This window comes from Sulfuricystis thermophila (assembly GCF_004323595.1).
GTDB classification, from domain to species: domain Bacteria; phylum Pseudomonadota; class Gammaproteobacteria; order Burkholderiales; family Rhodocyclaceae; genus Sulfuricystis; species Sulfuricystis thermophila.
In genome coordinates this window covers 663,188-682,780 of record NZ_AP019373.1, presented here as the reverse complement: position 1 = coordinate 682,780, position 19,593 = coordinate 663,188, and the positions used below count along the sequence as shown (strand labels likewise).

Annotated in this window: 16 protein-coding genes and 2 tRNA genes; 12 read left to right on the top strand and 6 right to left on the bottom strand. The window is 64.9% G+C overall.

Annotation, left to right across the window (positions count from 1 at the left end):
• Window positions 1–14 precede the first annotated feature (14 nt).
• Both rluD and pgeF read left to right on the top strand, forming a co-directional pair.
• Complete coding sequence (gene rluD / locus M52SOB_RS03505) at window positions 15–938, top strand: 23S rRNA pseudouridine(1911/1915/1917) synthase RluD (protein ID WP_131110594.1); 924 nt, start codon at window positions 15–17, stop codon at window positions 936–938.
• Complete coding sequence (gene pgeF, locus M52SOB_RS03500) at window positions 928–1,656, top strand: peptidoglycan editing factor PgeF (RefSeq protein WP_131110593.1); 729 nt, start codon at window positions 928–930, stop codon at window positions 1,654–1,656. Before rluD ends, pgeF begins: the two co-directional genes overlap by 11 nt.
• Here the strand turns inward: pgeF and M52SOB_RS03495 are convergent.
• Both M52SOB_RS03495 and M52SOB_RS03490 read right to left on the bottom strand, forming a co-directional pair.
• Window positions 1,651–3,957 (bottom strand): EAL domain-containing protein, encoded by a 2,307-nt coding sequence (locus tag M52SOB_RS03495; protein WP_131110592.1) that lies wholly within the window; start codon window positions 3,955–3,957, stop codon window positions 1,651–1,653. The genes pgeF and M52SOB_RS03495 overlap by 6 nt on opposite strands.
• Entirely contained in the window at window positions 3,954–5,015 is a 1,062-nt protein-coding gene (locus tag M52SOB_RS03490; RefSeq protein WP_284155181.1) for a sugar ABC transporter substrate-binding protein, read from the bottom strand. The genes M52SOB_RS03495 and M52SOB_RS03490 overlap by 4 nt, the downstream gene beginning before the upstream one ends.
• 161 nt (window positions 5,016–5,176) lie before the next feature.
• Here M52SOB_RS03490 and phaC point away from each other — a divergent pair, with 161 nt between their 5' ends.
• From phaC to M52SOB_RS03455, 7 genes are all read left to right on the top strand, one after another.
• Window positions 5,177–6,784 (top strand): class I poly(R)-hydroxyalkanoic acid synthase, encoded by a 1,608-nt coding sequence (gene phaC, locus M52SOB_RS03485; RefSeq protein ID WP_131110591.1) that lies wholly within the window; start codon window positions 5,177–5,179, stop codon window positions 6,782–6,784.
• Between the two features lie 179 nt (window positions 6,785–6,963).
• Window positions 6,964–7,530, top strand: coding sequence for a polyhydroxyalkanoate synthesis repressor PhaR (gene phaR / locus M52SOB_RS03480; RefSeq protein WP_131110590.1), 567 nt, complete (start codon window positions 6,964–6,966; stop codon window positions 7,528–7,530).
• Window positions 7,531–8,871, top strand: a complete 1,341-nt coding sequence (gene rimO, locus M52SOB_RS03475; protein WP_131110589.1) for a 30S ribosomal protein S12 methylthiotransferase RimO — start codon at window positions 7,531–7,533, stop codon at window positions 8,869–8,871.
• Window positions 8,868–9,734, top strand: a complete 867-nt coding sequence (rssA, locus tag M52SOB_RS03470; protein ID WP_131110588.1) for a patatin-like phospholipase RssA — start codon at window positions 8,868–8,870, stop codon at window positions 9,732–9,734. Before rimO ends, rssA begins: the two co-directional genes overlap by 4 nt.
• A complete protein-coding gene (locus M52SOB_RS03465) occupies window positions 9,731–11,128 on the top strand; it encodes an FAD-binding oxidoreductase (protein WP_131110587.1) in 1,398 nt (465 codons plus the stop codon). The genes rssA and M52SOB_RS03465 overlap by 4 nt, the downstream gene beginning before the upstream one ends.
• A gap of 59 nt (window positions 11,129–11,187) precedes the next feature.
• Window positions 11,188–11,263, top strand: a tRNA-Ala gene (locus M52SOB_RS03460).
• Window positions 11,264–11,270: 7 nt separating this feature from the next.
• Window positions 11,271–11,346: transfer RNA gene (locus M52SOB_RS03455), tRNA-Glu, on the top strand.
• Between the two features lie 94 nt (window positions 11,347–11,440).
• Here the strand turns inward: M52SOB_RS03455 and M52SOB_RS03450 are convergent.
• The gene (locus M52SOB_RS03450) at window positions 11,441–12,340 is read right to left on the bottom strand and encodes a Tim44 domain-containing protein (RefSeq protein WP_131110586.1); all 900 of its coding nucleotides are present in this window, start codon (window positions 12,338–12,340) and stop codon (window positions 11,441–11,443) included.
• Window positions 12,341–12,432: 92 nt separating this feature from the next.
• Window positions 12,433–13,383 carry a transcriptional activator NhaR gene (gene nhaR / locus M52SOB_RS03445; protein WP_131110585.1) on the bottom strand — a complete coding sequence of 317 codons (951 nt, stop codon included), beginning with the start codon at window positions 13,381–13,383 and terminating at the stop codon, window positions 12,433–12,435.
• Window positions 13,384–13,492: 109 nt separating this feature from the next.
• Between nhaR and htpX the strand changes: the two genes are divergently transcribed.
• The 3 genes from htpX to M52SOB_RS03430 are packed head-to-tail and all read left to right on the top strand — an operon-like array spanning window position 13,493 to window position 17,137.
• Window positions 13,493–14,371, top strand: a complete 879-nt coding sequence (gene htpX, locus M52SOB_RS03440) for a protease HtpX (protein WP_131110584.1) — start codon at window positions 13,493–13,495, stop codon at window positions 14,369–14,371.
• Window positions 14,372–14,379: 8 nt separating this feature from the next.
• Window positions 14,380–15,783, top strand: coding sequence for an MBL fold metallo-hydrolase RNA specificity domain-containing protein (locus M52SOB_RS03435; RefSeq protein ID WP_131110583.1), 1,404 nt, complete (start codon window positions 14,380–14,382; stop codon window positions 15,781–15,783).
• A gap of 16 nt (window positions 15,784–15,799) precedes the next feature.
• On the top strand, window positions 15,800–17,137 hold the full coding sequence (locus tag M52SOB_RS03430) for an MFS transporter (RefSeq protein WP_348542199.1): 1,338 nt from the start codon (window positions 15,800–15,802) through the stop codon (window positions 17,135–17,137).
• 2 nt (window positions 17,138–17,139) lie between these two features.
• Here the strand turns inward: M52SOB_RS03430 and M52SOB_RS03425 are convergent, their stop codons facing one another.
• Window positions 17,140–17,511 (bottom strand): DUF1850 domain-containing protein, encoded by a 372-nt coding sequence (locus tag M52SOB_RS03425; protein ID WP_131110582.1) that lies wholly within the window; start codon window positions 17,509–17,511, stop codon window positions 17,140–17,142.
• Complete coding sequence (locus M52SOB_RS03420; protein WP_131110581.1) at window positions 17,508–19,589, bottom strand: TRAP transporter permease; 2,082 nt, start codon at window positions 19,587–19,589, stop codon at window positions 17,508–17,510. The genes M52SOB_RS03425 and M52SOB_RS03420 overlap by 4 nt, the downstream gene beginning before the upstream one ends.
• Window positions 19,590–19,593: the final 4 nt, after the last annotated feature.

Sequence of the window (19,593 nt, the reverse complement as noted above, 5' to 3'; positions counted from 1 at the left end):
TCTCGGGAAGGCGGATGAGTCCGGTCGATTATAGCGAAATCACCCTGCCGGCCGACTGCGCGGGCCTGCGGCTCGACGCGGCGCTGGCGCGGCTGTTTCCCGAGCATTCGCGCAGTCGCCTGCAGGGCTGGCTGAAAAGTGGCGCGATCCTCCTCGATGGCCTGCCTGCCGATGCCAAACGCAAGGTGCATGGCGGCGAGCGCATCTTCTGTGCCGTCTTGCCAGCGCCGACTTCCGCGACAGTGGCCGAGGACATCCCGCTGCCGATCGTCTACGAGGACGACAGCCTGATCGTCATCGACAAACCCGCGGGTCTGGTCGTCCATCCCGGTAACGGCAACGAGCGTGGCACCCTGATGAATGCGCTGCTGCACCATGCGCCGCAACTCGCCGAAGTGCCGCGCGCCGGCATCGTCCATCGCCTCGACAAGGACACCTCCGGCCTGATGGTGGTGGCCAAGACCCTCGCGGCGCAAACCCAGCTCGTCCGCGCGCTGGCCGCGCGCCAGGTGCAGCGGCATTACCTGGCGCTGGTGCATGGTCAGGTCGCGACGGGAGGCAGCATCGATGCGCCGATCGGCCGGCATCCTGTGCAACGCATCAAGATGGCGGTGGTGAAACAGGGGGGCAAGGCGGCGCGCACGCACTACGCCGTGCGCGAACGCTTCGCGCGCGCAACGCTGCTCGAATGCCGGCTGGAGACCGGCCGCACGCACCAGATCCGCGTGCATATGGCCAGCTTTGGCCACCCGCTGGTCGGCGACCCCGTCTATGGCAAAAAGAAAAGCGGCAATGCGCTGCTCGACGCCTTTGGCCGCCAGGCGCTGCATGCTTATCGGCTTACGCTCGCGCATCCCGCTTCCGGCACCGAGATGACATGGGAATCACCGCTGCCGGTGGATTTCGCCGCCCTGCTGGAGGCGCTGCGTGCCGGCTGATCTCATCATCCCCGACTGGCCGGCGCCGACGAACGTCCATGCGCTCGTCACGACGCGCGCCGGCGGCGTCAGCAAACCTCCCTATGCGAGTTTCAATCTCGCCGACCACGTCGGCGACGATCCGGCAGCCGTCGCCGCAAACCGCCGCCTGTTACGCACGCTGCTCCCCGCCGAGCCGGTCTGGCTCAAGCAGGTGCATGGCACGCGCTGCGTCGATGCGGCAAGCATCGCAAAAGGCTGCGAGGCCGATGCGGCATTTACCCGCCAGCCTGGCGTCGTCTTTGCGGTGCTCACCGCCGATTGCCTGCCGGTGCTGCTGTGCGATGAAGCCGGCACGGTCGTCGCGGCCGCGCACGCCGGCTGGCGGGGCCTAGCCGGCGGCGTCATCGAATCGACAGTCGCGGCGATGCAGCTTCCCGGCAAGCAGCTCATCGCCTGGCTCGGACCGGCGATCGGCCCGCAGAGCTTCGAGGTCGGCGGCGAGGTGCGCGATGCTTTTCTCGCTCACGACCCGGCCGCCGCGAGCGCCTTCCGTGCGCAGGCGAATGGCAAATGGCTGTGCGACATCTACCGGCTTGCCACCTTGCGCCTCGAAGCCCTCGGCGTGTGCCTTATCACCAGCGCCGACTTTGATACCGTCCGCGATACAGAGCGTTTTTACTCGTATCGGCGCGACGGCATCACCGGGAGAATGGCGAGCCTGATCTGGCGCTCATGAAACGCGTTGCCGATCGAGCAGCCGCGTGAATGCATCGACGGGCAACGGCCGGCTCATCAAAAATCCTTGGTAGAAGTCGCAACCGCGCTCCCTCAGGAAATCCAACTGCGCATGGGTCTCGACCCCCTCGGCCAATACCTTGAGGCGCAGCGCGTGGGCCATGGCGATGATGGTCGCGGTGATCTCCATGTCATCCGACAGCCGTGGGATGTCATCGACGAAGGACTTGTCGATCTTCAGCACGTCGATCGGCAAGCGCTTGAGATAAGCCAGCGAAGAGTAGCCGGTGCCGAAATCGTCGATGGCGATGCGAATGCCCAGCGCACGCAGGCGGCCGAGCGTTTCCAGCACCTGCGCCCCATGTTCCATCAGGGTGCTTTCCGTCAATTCCAGCTCGAGGCGCTGGGATGGAAAACCTGTTTCCTCGAGAATGTTCGCCAGCCGATCGACAAAGTCGCTGCGCTGGAACTGGCGTGACGACACATTGACGGCCAGCGTCAGCGCCGGCAGGCCGGCCTGATTCCAACGCTGGCCTTGGCGGCAGGTCTCGGCGAGCACCCAGTCGCCGATGGCCTCGATGAGGCCCGACTGCTCGGCGACCGGAATGAAACGACCCGGTGGCACGAGCCCTTCCTCGGGACTCTGCCAACGCACGAGCGCCTCGGCGCCGACCAGCGCACCGCTGACAATGTCGTACTGGGGCTGGAAGTGCAGCAGCAGTTCGCCTTGTGCGACAGCGCGGCGCAGGCGCGCCTCGAGCTCGATGCGTTCGCGTGCTGCCTGCGTGAGCGCATCGGAAAAGAAGCGATAACGACCGCGTCCCTCCGATTTGGCTTGATAAAGCGCGGCATCCGCTCCTTGCAGCAGCGCCTCTTCGCTCGCGCCATGCTCGGGATAGATGGCGATGCCGACCGTCGCGCCGACGACGACTTCGTTGCCGTTCGGCAAGCAAAACGGCTCGCTCAGTTCTCGGATCAGGTCGTCGGCGACGCGTGCCGCCTCGGCGGGATTTTCGATGTTCTCCAGCAGCACGGTGAATTCGTCGCCGCCGAGGCGGCTGACCGTATCGGCGCTGCGCACGCGGCCAATCAGGCGCTCGGCGACCTGGCGCAACAGCGCATCACCCATCAGGTGACCAAAGCTGTCGTTGACATCCTTGAAGCGATCCAGGTCGAGCATCAAGAGCGCCAGGTGCGTGTTTTCCCGCCGCGCGCGGCTCAATGCGTGCTCCAGGCGCAAATGCAGCATCAGACGATTGGCGAGACCGGTGAGATGATCGTGGCGCGCCTGGTATTCCAGACGCGCCTCCGATTCCTTGATGCGCGAGATGTCGGTGTGCAGGGCGACGTAATGGAGCACGTCGCCTCCGGCGTCCTTGACCACACTGATCGACAGCAGCACCGGTATGATCTGGCCGTCGCGGCGACGGTCGAGTACCTCGCCCTGCCATTGCCCGTGCCGTTTCAGGTCGCGCCACAGCGCGGTGTAGAACTCCGGGTCATGATGGCCGGATTGCAGAAGTTTGGGCGTCATGCCAAGCAGTTCCGCCTCCGTATAGCCGGTCAGGCGCGTAAAAGCAGCATTGACGCGCAGGATGCGCTGCTCCCGGTCAGTGATCAGGATGCCCTCGCGGCTGGCATCGAACACCGAGGCGGCCAGCAGCAGCTGACGCCGCACCGGTCCTGCCAGGGCGGCACTGATGCGGCGCGTAGCGACGATGCCGAGCAGCATGAGGAAAAACACCAATAGCAAGATGTAGAGCACGCCGTCGGCGATGGCTTCGTTGCGTTCGCGTTCCGACAGGCCGACCTGGATGACACCGACGATGGCATCGTCGTAGCCACCGCGATAAGGCAGACTGACTTCGCGCAACGGCTCGCCATCGAGGACGAGATGCCGCACGGTGCGGGGAACGGCGTCAGTAAACACCGTGCGCGCCGCCGCGAGCGCGGCCGCATCGAGCTGGCTGTCGTTGTACGCCGGATTACTGTGGGCCAACACCGTGCCTTGCGGGTCGACGAGCCGTAGATAGAGAATGCTGGGTTGGGCCGCGCGGATTTCCTCCAGCAACAGCCGGGCGTGGTATTTCCCCGAAAAACTCACCCGGCTCACGGCGTTCGCCAGCACTTGGGTGACCAGCGTCGACAGCTTGTCTTCCTCGCGCTCCATGACGCCACGCAAATACAGACCGCCGGCGATGAGTACGAGGACCATCAGACCGAAGATCAGTCCGCCGAAGGCCAGCGAAAGACGCCGGTCGACGTCGGCAAGCATGCGTGGATTGACGGAGGATGGGTTCATGGCGTCGACTGCGGGCGGTTGTCCCACAGCGGCCGATCCGAACGCCAGGGCTTGCGGAATGCCTCGGGAATCGGGCCAAGCCAACCCGGATAGCGCTCGAGCGTCTCGGCGGTAATGGGAAAGACCGGGATGAGCAGGCGCTTTGGCACCGTCTCACCGCGCGCCACGGCATAAGCCGCCTTGAGCGCCTCGGCGCCAAGCGGGCCGCAAAACTGGGCGGCGTCGATGCGCGTCAGCCGCCGGCGGCGGATATTGTCGACCGAGGCCGGATCGCCGTCGATGGTCGCCACGGCGATTTCGTCGCGTCCCGCATGGGCCAGCACGTCTACGACCGCGAGTCCGCCGCCATCATTCACCGTGAACACCGCGTCGATACTGCCGCGCTCGGGAAAATCACGCAGGATGGCTTCGCCTGCCTTGCGGCCTGACTCCGGCTCGACGGCCTGATAGGTCTTCAGCACCTTGTAGCGCACCTTGTAGTCGCGTAGGGCGTCGAGAAAACCATTGAGCCGTTCGACGGTGGAGGACACCAGCGGGTATTCGACGATGACCAGACGCAGCGGATCGACGCCGGGAAACAGCGCGGCGAGATATTCGCCACCGAGATAGCCGGCCTGGCGGTTGTCGGACGTAACGTAGGCGGCAAGCTTGCCGCCGCTGATGTACTGGTCGTAGGCGACCACCGGAATGCCGGCGCGATTGGCAGCGCGCAGAGGTTCGGCAAGCGCGGCGTTATCGGTGGGCTGGACGAGGATCACGTCGGGCTTGGCACGCACCGCTGCGAACATCTGCGCGATCTGCCGCTCGACCCCCGCCGGCCCATCACCCGCCACGTGCCCAACCAGCTCGACGCCACGCTTGCCTCTCGCCCGCGCGGTGCGGTTGATGTGCTCCGCCGCCGCTTCCACGCCCTGGCGCATGGCGACCTGACCGGGGATGTTCATCGACCAGTAGAGCACCTCGATGCGGTAGGGCGCCTCGGCCAGCGAGGCGCCGGCAAGCGTCATCAGGAAGGCGCCAAGGAGGAAAAGGCGATGGGGCAGTCGGGGCAGATACATCGGGGACGACTATTCGCGTTTGCCCGGATACTACCAAAAGTATAAAAATTCCCACTGCACCTCTCCTGACTTTCCCGACCACCCTTCGCTCTCTCTCCATTGACAGCCCATATGCTGCATTGCAGAATGCCGCACCTACACCCCGTGCCGCCAGCTGCGTCATGACGCTCCCCCCCGACCCGAATTCCGCGCTTGCCGCCCTCCAGCAGGAATGGCGCGAACGCCATGCGGCACTCTGGCAGGCGATGCTCCAGCGCGACCAGCAATCCCCGGCCGCCCCCATGGTGCAGCCCGAGCCCGGTGACCGGCGCTTCAACCATCCCGCCTGGCGGATGAGCCCGATCTACGACTATCTTCACCAGGCGTATCTGCTCAATGCCCAGTATCTGAAACGGGCGGCCGAGCTGCTGCCGGCGCCCGATGCGCTGACGCGCAAACGCCTCCAGTTCGCCACCCGCCAGTTCGTCGACGCGCTCGCGCCGTCGAACTTCGCCGCCACCAATCCCGAATTCATCCAGAAGGCCATCGAGACCCAAGGAGAGAGCATCAAGGAGGGGCTCGCCAACCTGATCGCCGACATGGAGAAAGGCCGCATCTCGATGACCGACGATTCGGCCTTCGAGGTCGGCCGCAATCTCGCCATCACCCCCGGCGCGGTCGTCTATGAGAACGAGCTGATCCAGCTGATCCAATACGCGCCGCTGACCGAGACGGTGGCGAAACGGCCGTTCCTGATCGTGCCGCCCTGCATCAACAAGTACTACATCCTCGACCTGCAGGCGGAGAATTCCTTCGTCCGCTACGTCGTGGAACAGGGGCAGACGGTCTTCCTGATTTCCTGGCGCAACCCCCAGGCCGATCTCGGGCATCTCACCTGGGATGACTATCTCGAAAAAGGGCCGCTCGCGGCGCTCGGAGTGGTGCGCGAAATCACACGCGTCGATGAAGTCAATGCGCTCGGTTTCTGCGTCGGCGGCACGATCCTCGCCGCGGCGCTGGCCGTCGCGCGGGCACGTGGCGACGCTGCCGTGACTTCCCTCACCTTGCTCACCACCTTGCTCGATTTCACCGACACCGGCGAGATCGGCCTGTTCGTCGATGAACAGTCGGTCGCCCAGCGCGAAGCGACGATCGGCAACGGCGGCCTGCTCACCGCGCGTGAGCTGTCATCGACCTTTTCGGCCTTGCGCGCCAACGATCTGATCTGGCAATACGTCGTCGGCAACTACCTGAAAGGCGACAAACCGGCGCCCTTCGATCTGCTCTACTGGAATTCGGACTCGACCAATCTGCCCGGGCCGTTCGCCGCCTGGTACCTGCGTCATCTGTATCTGGAAAACAGCCTGCGCGTGCCGGGCAAGCTCGAAATGTGCGGCGTCAAGGCCGACCTCGGCAAGGTCGACATGCCGCATTTCATCCTCGCCACGCGCGAGGACCACATCGTCCCCTGGCAATCGTCTTATCTCGGCCGCAAGCATCTGGGGGGGCCGTCCACCTTCGTGCTCGGTGCCTCCGGCCATATCGCCGGCGTCATCAACCCGGCGGCGAAGAACAAGCGCAGCCATTGGGTGAACGACAGCAATACGCCGGATGCCGAACGCTGGCTGGCCGGCGCGACCGAAGTTCCCGGTAGCTGGTGGCCGCGTTGGGCCGACTGGCTCAAGCAGTTCGCCGGTGGCGAGGTCCCCGCCCGTGGCCGGCTGGGCAGCAGGAAGCATCCCCCCGGAGAGCCGGCGCCCGGGCGGTATGTCAAGGAAAAGGCGTTGTAACATCGCAACGCCTATGGAAATGCTGAAGAAGTCGTCGCGAGCGGTCGGAGGGCAAGGCGCACGGAGCGCAGGATGCGAGACATATCATGGAGATAGGCGAGCATCCGAGCACCGCGCAACGAAGCACACCGACCGCGCAGCAGACTTATTCAGTGTTTCCCAAAAAAGGAATCGACACCATGGCCGAAACAACCCGACTGATCAAGAAATATCCCAACCGCCGCCTTTATGACACCCGCACCAGCACCTACATCACGCTGGCCGACGTCAAGGAGCTGGTCCTGAAACACGAGGAATTCCGCGTCGTCGACGCCAAGAGCGGCGAAGACCTGACGCGCAGCATCCTGCTGCAGATCATCCTCGAAGAAGAAGCGGGCGGCGCGCCGATGTTCACCTCCGACCTGCTCGCCCAGATGATCCGTTTCTATGGCAACGCGATGCAGGGCATGCTGGGCCAGTATCTCGAAAACAACATCATGGCCTTCACCGAGATGCAGAAAAAGCTGCAGGAACAGGTCAAGCATCTCTATGGCGACAACGCCGCGATGAGCAAGGACCTCTGGTCGCAATTCCTCACCTTCCAGGGGCCGGCGATGCAGAGCATGATGGGCGCCTACGTCGAGCAGAGCCAGAAGATGTTCCAGCAGATGCAGGAAAACATCCAGGAACAGACCCGGAAGATGTTCGCGGGCTTTACGGCGCCCAGCCCTTCGTCCGCGACGGCGAAGTCCGAGAAGAAAAAGTAAGTGGTATCGAGAAAGAAGGCGCGCGTGCCGCGCGTCGGTTTCGTTTCACTCGGCTGCCCGAAGGCCGCCTCGGACGCCGAACAGATCCTCACCCGGCTGCGCGCCGAGGGCTACGAAATCTCCGGCGACCATGCCGGGGCCGACCTGGTGATCATCAACACGTGCGGCTTCATCGACCCGGCGATCGAGGAATCGCTCGTTGCGATCGGCGAGGCGCTCGAAGAAAACGGCAAAGTGATCGTCACCGGCTGTCTGGGCGCCAAGGGCGACATCGTGCGCGCAACCTTTCCGCAGGTGCTCGCCGTCACCGGCCCGCATGCCTTGCAGGAGGTGATGGACGCGGTGCATGCCCATCTTCCCCCGGCGCACGATCCCTTCGTCGATCTGGTGCCGCCGCAGGGCATTCGTTTGACACCCGAGCACTACGCCTATCTGAAGATTTCCGAAGGCTGCAACCACCGTTGCAGCTTCTGCATCATTCCGTCCCTGCGTGGTGATCTCGTCTCGCGCCCCATCGGCGAGGTGCTCAAGGAAGCCGAGACGCTCGCCCATGCCGGCGTCAAGGAGCTGATCATCATCTCCCAGGACACCAGCGCCTATGGCGTCGATGTCCGCTATCGCACCGGTTTCGTCGGCGGCCGGCCGGTGAAGACGCGCCTGTATGAACTCTGCAAGGAGCTGGGCGAGCTCGGCATGTGGATCCGGCTGCACTACGTCTATCCTTACCCGAACGTCGATGACCTGTTGCCGCTGATGGCGGAAGGAAAGATCCTGCCCTACCTGGATGTGCCATTCCAGCATGCCAGCCCGCGCATCCTCAAACTGATGAAGCGGCCCGGCGACGTGGAGAAGGTGCTCGACCGCATCAGCGCCTGGCGCAAAGCCGTGCCGAATCTCACCCTCCGCTCGACCTTCATCACCGGCTTTCCCGGCGAGACCGAAGCCGAGTTCAATGAACTGCTCGATTTCCTCGACGCCGCACAGCTCGATCGCGTCGGCGCCTTCGCCTATTCGCCCGTCGAGGGCGCGACGGCCAATCTGCTGCCCGGCGCATTACCCGAAGCCGTGCGCGAGGAACGCAAGCTGCGCCTGTTGCGCCATCAGGAAGACATCTCGACGCAGCGGCTGGAGGCGAAGATCGGCCAGACCCTCACCGTGCTGGTCGACGAGATCGACGAGGAGGGTGCGATCGCGCGCACGATGGGCGATGCCCCCGACATCGACGGCCTGGTCTACATCTCCGACGGCCACGATCTGGAGGTCGGCGAATTCGCCACGGTGACGATCACCGATTGCGACGTGCACGACCTCTACGCTACGCTGGCTCCTCCTCCGGCATGAAACGCAGGATCGGTCTGGCACTCGGCAGTGGCTCGGCGCGCGGCTGGGCGCACATCGGTGTGATCCGCGCCCTGCATGAGGCTGGCATCGTGCCCGACCTCGTCTGCGGCTGCTCGATCGGCGCGCTGGTGGGCGCCGCTTACGCCGACGGCGACATCGACGCCCTGGAACGCTGGGTGACCCGCCTGCGCTGGCAGGACGTGGTCGGCCTGCTCGACCCCGGCTTCACCGGCGGTCTGATCAAAGGCGACAAACTGATCGCCTTCTTCGAGCGGCATTTCGTCGACAAGGACTTCTCCGCGCTGCCCCTGCCCTTTGCCTGTGTGGCGACCGAACTCGCCACCGGAAGGGAAGTCTGGCTGAAGGAAGGTTCGGTGGCCGCCGCCGTGCGCGCCTCGATTGCCTTGCCGGGATTGTTCGCACCGGTCAATCTCGCTGGACGGCTCCTCGTCGATGGCGGACTCGTCAATCCGGTGCCGGTGTCGCTGTGCCGGGCGCTCGGCGCCGAGATCGTCATCGCGGTCGACCTCGGCTCCGACATCGTCGGGCGTTCCCTCAAGCGCAACATCGCCGCCAAGAGCGGCGCCGGTATGGGCTGGACCGACGCCCTGCTGAAGAGTCTCGGCCTCAAGCGCGACGAGGCGGTGCCCTCGCTTGCCGCCGTGATGGCCACGAGCATCAACATCATGCAGGTGCGCATCGCCCGCAGCCGGCTGGCCGGCGAACCGGCGGACGCGCTGATCGCCCCACGGTTGGCACATCTCGCCCTGATGGACTTTCATCGCGCCAGCGACGCCATCGCCGAGGGCGCCGCCGCCGTCAAACGCATGCTGCCCGCGATCGAGATCGCCCTCAGCCAATGAACACGCTGATCGACACTTTCCGCGCCGTACTCGGCGGTGCCCATGTCCTCACCGAAGCCGCCGACATCACCCCCTACTGCAGCGACTGGCGTGGTCGCTACCGCGGCCAGCCGCTCTGTGTGGTGCGCCCGGCCAATACCGAAGAAGTCGCCGCGGTGGTGCGCGCCTGTGCTACCGCCAATGTCGCCATCGTGCCGCAAGGAGGCAATACCGGGCTGTGCGGCGGCGCGACGCCGATCGGCGGCGAAGTCGTCGTCAGCCTCACACGTTTGAACCGCATCCGTGCCCTCGACCCGGACAACAACACGCTGATCGCCGAAGCAGGCTGCACGCTCGCCAGTGTGCAGGAAGCCGCCGCCGCGGCAGGCCGTCTGTTTCCGCTCTCGCTCGCCGCGGAAGGCACGGCCACCATCGGCGGCAATCTCGCCACCAATGCCGGTGGTGTGCAGGTATTGCGTTATGGCAACGCCCGCGAACTTTGTCTCGGCCTCGAAGTGGTGCTGCCCGATGGTCGCATCTGGAATGGCCTCTCCGGCTTGCGTAAGGACAACACCGGCTATGACCTGAAGCACCTGTTCATCGGCGCCGAGGGCACGCTGGGGTTGATCACCGCCGCAGTGCTGAAGCTTTTCTCGCCGCCCCGGAGCATCGCCACGGCCTGGGTCGCCGTGCCGGAGCCGACCGCCGCGGTGGCCCTGCTCACCCGGCTGCGCGAACAGATCGGCGGGCGCGTCACGGCCTTCGAACTGATCGGCCGGCCAGCGCTGGAGCTCGTGCTCAAGCACATCCCCGGCAGTCGCGATCCCCTCCCCGTGACCTCACCGTGGCAAGTGCTGATCGAGCTTGCCGACACGATGGTCACCGATCTGGCCGAACCGTTGCAGGCCGTGCTGGCAGGTGCGATCGACACCGGCATCGTGCAGGATGCGGCGCTCGCCGCCAATGAAGCCCAGGCGCGCGCCCTCTGGGCGCTGCGTGAGAACATCTCCGAGGCGCAAAAACGCGAAGGACTCTCCATCAAGCACGACATCTCGCTGCCGGTCTCGCGCATTCCGGAATTCATCATGCGTTGCGACGCCGCGCTCGAAGCCGCTTTTCCCGGCGTGCGCATCGTCTGCTTCGGCCATCTGGGCGACGGCAACCTGCACTACAACCAGTCGAAACCGCTCGCCCAGGACAATGCCGATTTCATCGCCCAGACGCCGGCGGTCAACCGCATCGTGCATGACCTGGTGCATGAACTCGGCGGCTCGATATCCGCCGAACACGGCCTCGGGCAGCTCAAACGTGAAGAAATCCTGCGTTACAAGAGCGCCGTCGAAATGGACATGATGCGCGCCATCAAACGGGCGCTCGATCCGCGCGGGTTGATGAACCCCGGCAAGGTGCTGTAATTTTTTTCGCAGCACGCTTTACACGGCGGCCGGCGCATGTATAATGCGCCCTCTCTTTAGGGGGTATAGCTCAGCTGGGAGAGCGCTTGCATGGCATGCAAGAGGTCAGCGGTTCGATCCCGCTTACCTCCACCACGACGAAGTCCCTATCGTCTAGAGGCCTAGGACAACACCCTTTCACGGTGTGAACCGGGGTTCGAATCCCCGTGGGGACGCCAGGATACACAAGCGCCGACCAAACGGTCGGCGCTTTTTTTCGTCCTACGCCAGCGAAAAAAGCCACCCGCAGGTGGCTTTTCAGGCAACTCTTCCTCACTGCAACGGCTGAATCCCCGCCAACAGCCATCCGCTCTTGCCGTCACGCGGCTTGACGAGATGCCAGACCTCATCGACGGTCTGGACCGGGCCGTCCTTCTCCTCACGCAGATGCCCGGTGAAGCGCACGCTGGCGACATAGCGATCGCCTTCCTCGACGACCTCGAGCACCTCGGCGTCGATGTCGAGCACATCGGTTTCCTGTGCGGCTTTGCCGCGCTCGGCGATGTCCATCTTCAGCTCGGCGAACATCTCTGGCGTCGTGAAGGCGCGGATGTCATCGAGATTGCCGGCATCGTTGGCGGCTTGCAGGCGGATGTAATGCACCTTGGCGTTGCGCACGAAGCCTGCGACATCGAAATCGGCCGGAATCTTACCTCGGGCCGCCGGCTCGTTCGGGAACACACCGGAAGCGGGCAAGGCAGCGGAATGGCCAGAGTCCATGACCGGCTCCTGCGCTTGATAGTGCATGCCGCCTACGCCGGCCAGAGCCGGCTGTTGCGCCAGGGCACGCTTGCGCATGACCAGGCCGACGACGGCAAGCACGGCCATGACGACCAAGGCGATCAACATCAGCGAGGCGAGTTCCTCGCCAAAGCCGAAATGGGAAGCCAGCGCCGCCAGACCGATGCCGGCGGCGAGACCGGCGAGCGGCCCCATCCAGGAAGAACGCGCCGGTGCCGGGGCAGCAGCCGGCGCCGCGCTCTTGGCGGGAGCGGCATTGGTCGGCGCGGGAGCAGGGGCCGCGGTCGGCGGTGTGGCCGGCTTGAGGGGCTCGATCTGGCGCTGCATGCCGAGCGGACGGCCGCCGCCGAGCCGTTTGGCTTCGGCATCGTGGGCGACCACCCCAAGACCCACGGTCAACACGGCGGCAGCAAGCAGGGAAAGGATTTTCATGGTTCGGTCTCCTCTGAAGTGGTGATGCAGCCGTAAGCTTAGATATCTCTCATGGAAAAGAAAAACAGAATAATCGTGATCAATGATTCGAGTTATCCTGATGATGAACGCTGGCGCGTCCTGTGCGGCGCTGCCGGGGTGGCAGCGCCGAAGATGTCGTGCTGGGCGAAGCGGCAAACTGCGGCGATGATCGGATGGCTGAGCTTGCGTTCGTTGGTGATCGCATAGATCTGATCGCGCACGCTCTCGATGTGACCGACGACGACGAGCTCGTGCTGGCGCACGAGCTGCCGCTCGATCGCCGTCGGTGCGGCGAAAAACCCCGCTCCTGCCTGACCGAAGGCCAACATCAGCGCACTGTCGTCGAATTCGCCGACGATGCGCGGAGAAAGACGTTCGGCTTCGAACCAGCGCAACAGCCGCGCATGCAGCGCGACTTCCGCCCCTGGCATGAGGAACGGCGCCCCATCGAGCCCTTGCGGGAAGCTCGGCGACGATTTGTCGACCAATGTCTTCGCGCCGAGGATGCTCACTCCGCTTGCGCCGAGGAAATGGGTATAGGCTCGCACATTGAGATTCTCCGGTACCGGCCGGTCGGCGATCACCATGTCGAGGCGGTGCACGGCCAGTTCGCCGAGCAGGTTCGCCAGGCTCCCCTCACGGCAGATCAGCTTCACCGGCTCGTCGAGGCGCAGCGAGGGTTCCACGAGGCGGTAGGCGACCATCTTGGGCACCGAATCGGCGATGCCGACGCGAAAAGTGACGGTCTGCGACTGGGTCGTGTCACGCAACGCGGCGAGCATTTCCTCGCCGAGCGAAAAGATCTGTTCGGCATAGCCGAGAATGCGCTGGCCGGCTTCGGTGAGCTCCAGACCACGGCCGGCACGGCGCAACAGCTGCACGCCCAGCGCCTCCTCGAATTCCCGGAGCTGTCCGCTGATCGACTGGGGCGTGAGGTGCAGCCGCTCGCTGGCCCGGGCGATGCTGCCGGCCTTGGCGACCATCCAGAAATAACGCAAGTGCTTGAAATTCAGGTTCGCCACAATAAATACTTCGCGAATGTCGAATCGAGGTTAAACATTAATCGAATTGCTCGAAGCATCATGAGAGCCTAACATTATCGGCATCTTCGTACCCAGGAGAACTCGCTGCATGAAACGAATCGTCCTCTTTCTCGCCACCAACCTGGCCATCGTGCTCGTCTTGTCGGTCTCGATGCGTCTGTTGGGCATCGCGCCCTATCTGCAGGCCAGCGGCATCGATCCCGGCGCCCTGCTGATCTTCGCCGCCGTGATGGGCTTCGGCGGCTCGCTGATTTCGCTGGCCATGTCCAAGTGGTCGGCCAAAATGGCGATGGGCGTGCAGGTGATCGAGGCGCCGGCGAATTCGACCGAATTCTGGCTGGTCGAAACGGTCCGCAAACAAGCCGAGAAGGCCGGCATCGGCATGCCCGAAGTCGGCATCTACGATTCGCCCGAGGTGAATGCCTTCGCTACCGGCATGAACCGCGACAATGCGCTGGTCGCCGTCTCCACCGGTCTGTTGCAGCAGATGACGCGCCAGGAAGCGGAGGCGGTGCTCGGCCATGAGATCAGCCACGTCGCCAACGGCGACATGGTGACGCTGGCGCTGATCCAGGGCGTGGTCAATACCTTCGTGATGTTCCTCTCGCGCGTGATCGGCCATTTGGTGGACCGCGTCGTGTTCAAGACCGAACGCGGTCAAGGGCCGGCTTTCTTCATCACGATGATCATCGCCGAACTGGTGCTCGGCATCCTCGCCTCGCTCATCGTCATGTGGTTCTCGCGGCAGCGCGAATTCCGCGCCGACCGCGGCGGTGCCCAGCTCGCCGGCCGGCAGAACATGATCGCCGCATTACAACGGCTCGCCGCGCTGCACCCCGCGCCCTTGCCCGACAAGATGGCGGCCTTCGGCATCAGTGGCGGCATCGGCAGCGGCTTGAAGCGTCTGTTCATGACGCACCCGCCGCTGGAAGAGCGTATCGCCGCGCTGCAGGCCCAAGTGCAATAGCGCGTGCCGTGAACCTCACATTCCTGGGCGCGGCGCGCGAGGTCACCGGCTCCTGTTATCTGCTGGAAAGCGGCGGGGTCCGCTTTCTCGTCGATTGCGGCCTGTTCCAGGGAGGCCGGGAGGCGCGCGCCAAAAATCTGCGCGCCTTCGCCTTCGATCCGGCCGCGATCGATTTCGTGATCCTTTCTCATGCCCACATCGATCATTCCGGTCTGCTGCCGCGCCTCGTCGCACTCGGCTTCAAGGGGCCGATCTTCGCCACGCCCGCCACCTGCGACCTGCTCGGCGTGATGCTGCCGGATGCCGCGCACATCCAGGAGAAGGAAGCCGAGCGCGAGAATTACCGGCGTTTCCACACACGCAAGCCGGGCCGGAACGAACTCGCGCCGCTCTACACCGTCGAGCAGGCGCGCACTTGCCTGAAAAGGCTGCAGCCGGTCGATTACGACCAGAGCTTCCGTCCTCATCCCACGCTCGAATGCCGTTTCCGCGATGCCGGTCACATTCTCGGCTCGGCGATCGTCGAAATCTCACTGGCACATGATGGCAAGCGTCACAAGATCGTCTTCTCGGGCGATCTCGGCCAACCGGCGCGCCCACTGGTGCGCGACCCGACCCCGATCGACCATGCCGACTGGCTGGTGGTCGAATCGACCTACGGCAACCGCCTGCACAAGAGCATGCCGGAAACCGAGGACGAACTGGTGCAGGCCGTCGTCGACACGATCGAACAGAAAGGCGGCAATCTGATCGTGCCGGCCTTCGCCGTCGGCCGCACGCAGGACATGCTCTATCTCTTGGCCGACCTGACCCGGCGCGGGCGCATCCCGAAACTCGAAGTCTATGTCGATTCGCCGATGGCGACGGCGGCCACCGAGATCACCTACAAGCACATGGCCCTGCTGGACGAGGAATCCCAGGCGCTGATGCGCCGGCACGGCGGCGCACCCTGGTTCCGCAAGCTGGCTTTCGTCGAGAGCGTCGAGGAATCGATCGCGCTCGACAAGATCAAGGGCGGCATCGTGATCATCTCGGCGAGCGGCATGTGCGAGGCCGGGCGCATCCGTTATCACTTGCTCACCCACCTGCCGCGAAAAAATTCGGCGGTGCTCATCACCGGTTTCCAGGCCGAAGGCACGCTGGGCCGCCGGCTGGTCGATGGCGCGAAACGCGTGCGCATCTTCGGCGAAGAGATTCCGGTGCGTGCCAGCCTCTACACGCTCGGCGGCTTATCGGCCCATGCCGACCGCGATGCGCTCCTGAAATGGCTCGGCGGATTCACAGCGCCGCCGCGCCACACTTTCGTCGTGCATGGCGAGGCAACGACTGCGACGGGCTTCGCCGCGCTGATCGGGGAACGCCTGGGATGGCGTGCCGAGGCGCCGCAACCCGGCCAGCGCGTCACGCTGTGAGCCACTCCCTGACACCGTGAAACACGCTGCGCTTGCCCCCGATGTCCGCCCGCGCGAAGTCTGGGCCTGGGCGATGTACGACTTCGCCAATTCCGGCTTCACCACGGTGGTCATCACCGCGCTGTTCAATGCCTACTTCGTCGCCGTCGTCGCCGGCGACGCGCCTTGGGGCACTTTCGCGTGGACGGCCGCATTGTCCGTCTCCTATGCGTTGATCATCGTCACGGCGCCGCTCGTGGGCGCCTATGCCGACCAGCACGCCGCGAAGAAACGGCTGCTGGCCATGAGCACCCTCGGCTGTGTGAGTTTCACCGCCCTGCTGTGGTTCGCCCAGCCCGGCGCGGTCCCCCTGGCCATCGGCTGCGTGATCATGGCCAATTTCTTTTTCGGCAGCGGCGAAAACCTGATCGCGGCCTTTCTGCCGGAACTCGCGCGTCCGCGCGCGCTCGGCCGCGTCTCCGGCTGGGGCTGGAGCCTCGGTTATCTCGGCGGGCTCATCACGCTGGGCCTGTGCCTCGTCTATGTCGCCTGGAGCGAGGCGCATGGCCGCGGCGCCACGGATTACGTGCCGGTCAGCATGCTGATCACCGCCGGGGTCTTCGCGCTCGCCAGCCTGCCGACCTTCTTGCTGCTCAAGGAGCGCGCCCGGCCAAGCCCACGGCAAGGAGGGCTGCTAGATGCCTGGCGCGAGGTGTGGCAGACGCTGCGCCAGGTGCGGCAGTTTGCCGATCTGGCGCGCTTCCTCGTCTGCAGCCTGTTCTATCAGGCCGGCATCCAGGCCGTGATCGCGCTGGCGGCGATCTACGCCACCCAGGCGATGGGCTTCCGTCACAAAGAAACCTTGCTGCTGATCTTCGTCGTCAACATCACTGCGGCGATCGGCGCGTTTTTACTCGGCCACCTGCAGGACCGCCTCGGTCATCTGCGCACCATCGCGCTGACGCTGGCCGGCTGGATCGCCGCGATCCTGATGCTTTGGGCGGCGCCGGCGGGGAAAGCGGGCGAAGATTTGTTCTGGGCGGCAGCGAATCTTGCCGGATTGTGCCTGGGCGCGGCGCAATCGGCCGGTCGTGCGCTGGTCGGACTGTTGGCGCCGCCGACGCGACGGGCGGAGTTCTTCGGCTTCTGGGGATTGTCGGTGAAGCTCTCTTCGATCGCCGGCCCGCTGACCTATGGTGTCTTCACTTGGGCGAGCGGCGGCGATCATCGCGGCGCGCTGCTGCTCACCGGCAGTTATTTCGCCATCGGTCTGCTGCTGCTCGCCGGCGTCAATGTGCGGCGCGGGCGGCGCGCGGCGCTCCTTGCTGCCGCTCGGGACAAGGCCGCGATGCACACACCCATTGCAACGCTCTAGCTTCAGTGGCAGGGCGCCAGCTCTAGCACCGCGTCCCCAGGCAACCCCGGCAGCCAGGCATCGGCCGGCCGGCAGTCTGGCCCCGCGCAGATCGTGTAGGTCGGCACATGCGGCGAATGGCGCAGCAGCACCCGCGGCAGCAGCGGCAGCTTGGGCGTGTAATGCCAGACGCCGTCCTTCAACACCGCGCCGGGTGGCGGCTCCATCCCCGCGCCACTGGTGCGGATGCGCGCCTCGACGAGACGCAAACGGTCATCCTCCCGGCGCCAGTCTTCCTCCCAGCGGGTTTTCTCGATCGAGTGCGTCCAGCTCACCGTGACCGTCTCGCCGAGCGGGGCGATCAAGAGCCCGGCGGCGAGGCACAGGCCGGTCATGGTGCCGTCTCGCCAGCGCCGGCTATTGAACGCCGCCAGTGCCAGAGGATGAACAGCACGGCAAGTGCGAGGCCCAGCTCGTCGGTGAGCGGCAGCGCGGCGACGAGCAGGAAGGCGGCGAGCGCGGCAATCACGCGCTCCCAAGCGGCGAGCGGCGCGCGCAGGTGGCCGATCGCCGCCGCGCCCCACAGCACGATCGCCACCAGCGCCTTGCCGACGATATAGGCCACTGCGAGCACAGACGGATTGCCCTGCAGCATCAGCGCATTGTCATAGACGGCCATGTACGGCACGACGAAGCCGGCGATCGCGATCTGCACCGCCTTGAGGCCCGTCTGCATCGGCGACTCCTTCGAAATGCTCGCGGCGGCGAAGGCGGCGAGCGCCACCGGCGGCGTCAGATCCGCCATGATGCCGAAGTAGAAGACGAACATGTGCGAGACGATCAGCGGCACGCCGAGCTTCAAGAGCGCCGGCGCGGCGATCGAGCTGGTGATGATGTAATTGGGGATCGTCGGGATGCCCATGCCGAGCAGCAGGCAGACCAGCATGGTGAGCATGAGGGAAAGGAACAGGCTGTGCTCGCCGACCTTGAGGATGTAGCCGGCGAAACTGGACGCGGCGCCGGTGAGCGTCAGCACACCGATGATGACGCCGACGATCGCGCAGGCGACACCGACCGGCAGCGCCTGGCGTGCGCCGTCGATCAGCGCGTTTTTCAGATTGTGCAGGGTATGTCGCCCACCCTTGACCGAGAAGGCGATGGCCACCAGCGCGACGATCACCGCCAGCACCGGATAAACGCCCCATTTCACCAGCGTCGCTGACGAGAGCCCCACCGCGAGCCAGAAAACGTAGCGGAAGGCCGTAGATGAGAGCCGCGCGGCGATCGCGCTGCCGAGGATCAGGATCGCGGTCAGCGACAGGCCGGTCATGCCGGCATACATCGGCGTGTAGCCGGCGAACAGCATCCATACCAGCGCCGCGAGCGGCAACACCAGATGCCACTGCGCGCGCATCGCTTGCCAGGGGTCCGGACATTGTTCTTTCGGCAAACCGAGCAGGCGCTTCTTCCCGGCTTCGAGATGCACCATCCAGAAGGCCGTCGCGTAATAGAGACAGGCGGGGACGAGCGCCGCCTTGACGATCTCGGCATAGGGCACGTTGAGATTCTCGGCCATGATGAAGGCCACCGCACCCATCACCGGCGGCATGATCTGGCCGCCCATGCTGGACGTCGCCTCGACTGCGCCGGCAAACACGCCCGAATAGCCGAACTTCTTCATCAGGGGGATCGTGAACTGGCCGGTGGTCAGCACATTGGCCACGCCCGAACCGGAAATGGTGCCCATCAGCCCCGAGGAGAGCACCGAGACCTTCGCCGCGCCGCCCTTCGTGTGGCCGACGAAACCGAGCGCGATCGAGTTGAACAGGTGGATCATGCCGGCATGTTCCAGGAAGCTGCCGAACAGGATGAACAGGAAGATGTAGGTCGCCGAGACCAGCGTCGGGATGCCGAAGATGCCTTCGGTGCCGAAGGCGAGCTGATCGACGATCTGGCCGAAGCCGAAGCCGCGGTGGGCGAGGTCACCCGGAAAATAGTTGCCGAACAGCCCGTAGAGCAAGAAGGCTCCGCACACCAAGGGCAACGCCAGGCCGAGGATGCGCCGCGCCGCCTCGAAGACGAGGATGATCAGGGCGGTGCCGACCCACAGATCGGCGATGGTCGGATCACCGGCGCGCTGGATCAACTCGCCTTCATACAGCCACTGATAGCTGCACAGCAGGAAAGCGCCGATGGCCAGTGCCGTATCGCCAGCGCCGACTTTCGACAATCGCGCGCCATGGCGGAAGCTCGGATAGAGCAGGAAGGTCAACGTCAGCAAGAAGCCGACATGGAAGCTTCTCGTCACCAGCGACGAGAAAGGATGGAAGGCGGCGACGACGAGCTGGTAGGTCGAGAAGGCCAGCGCGACCGCCGAGACGACTGTCAGCCAGCGCCCGCCGAGCCGGCGTGTGACGCCATGCTCGGAGAAACTTTCCTGGCCCCGATCGGGGGCGCTGGCTTCGATCCGCATCGGC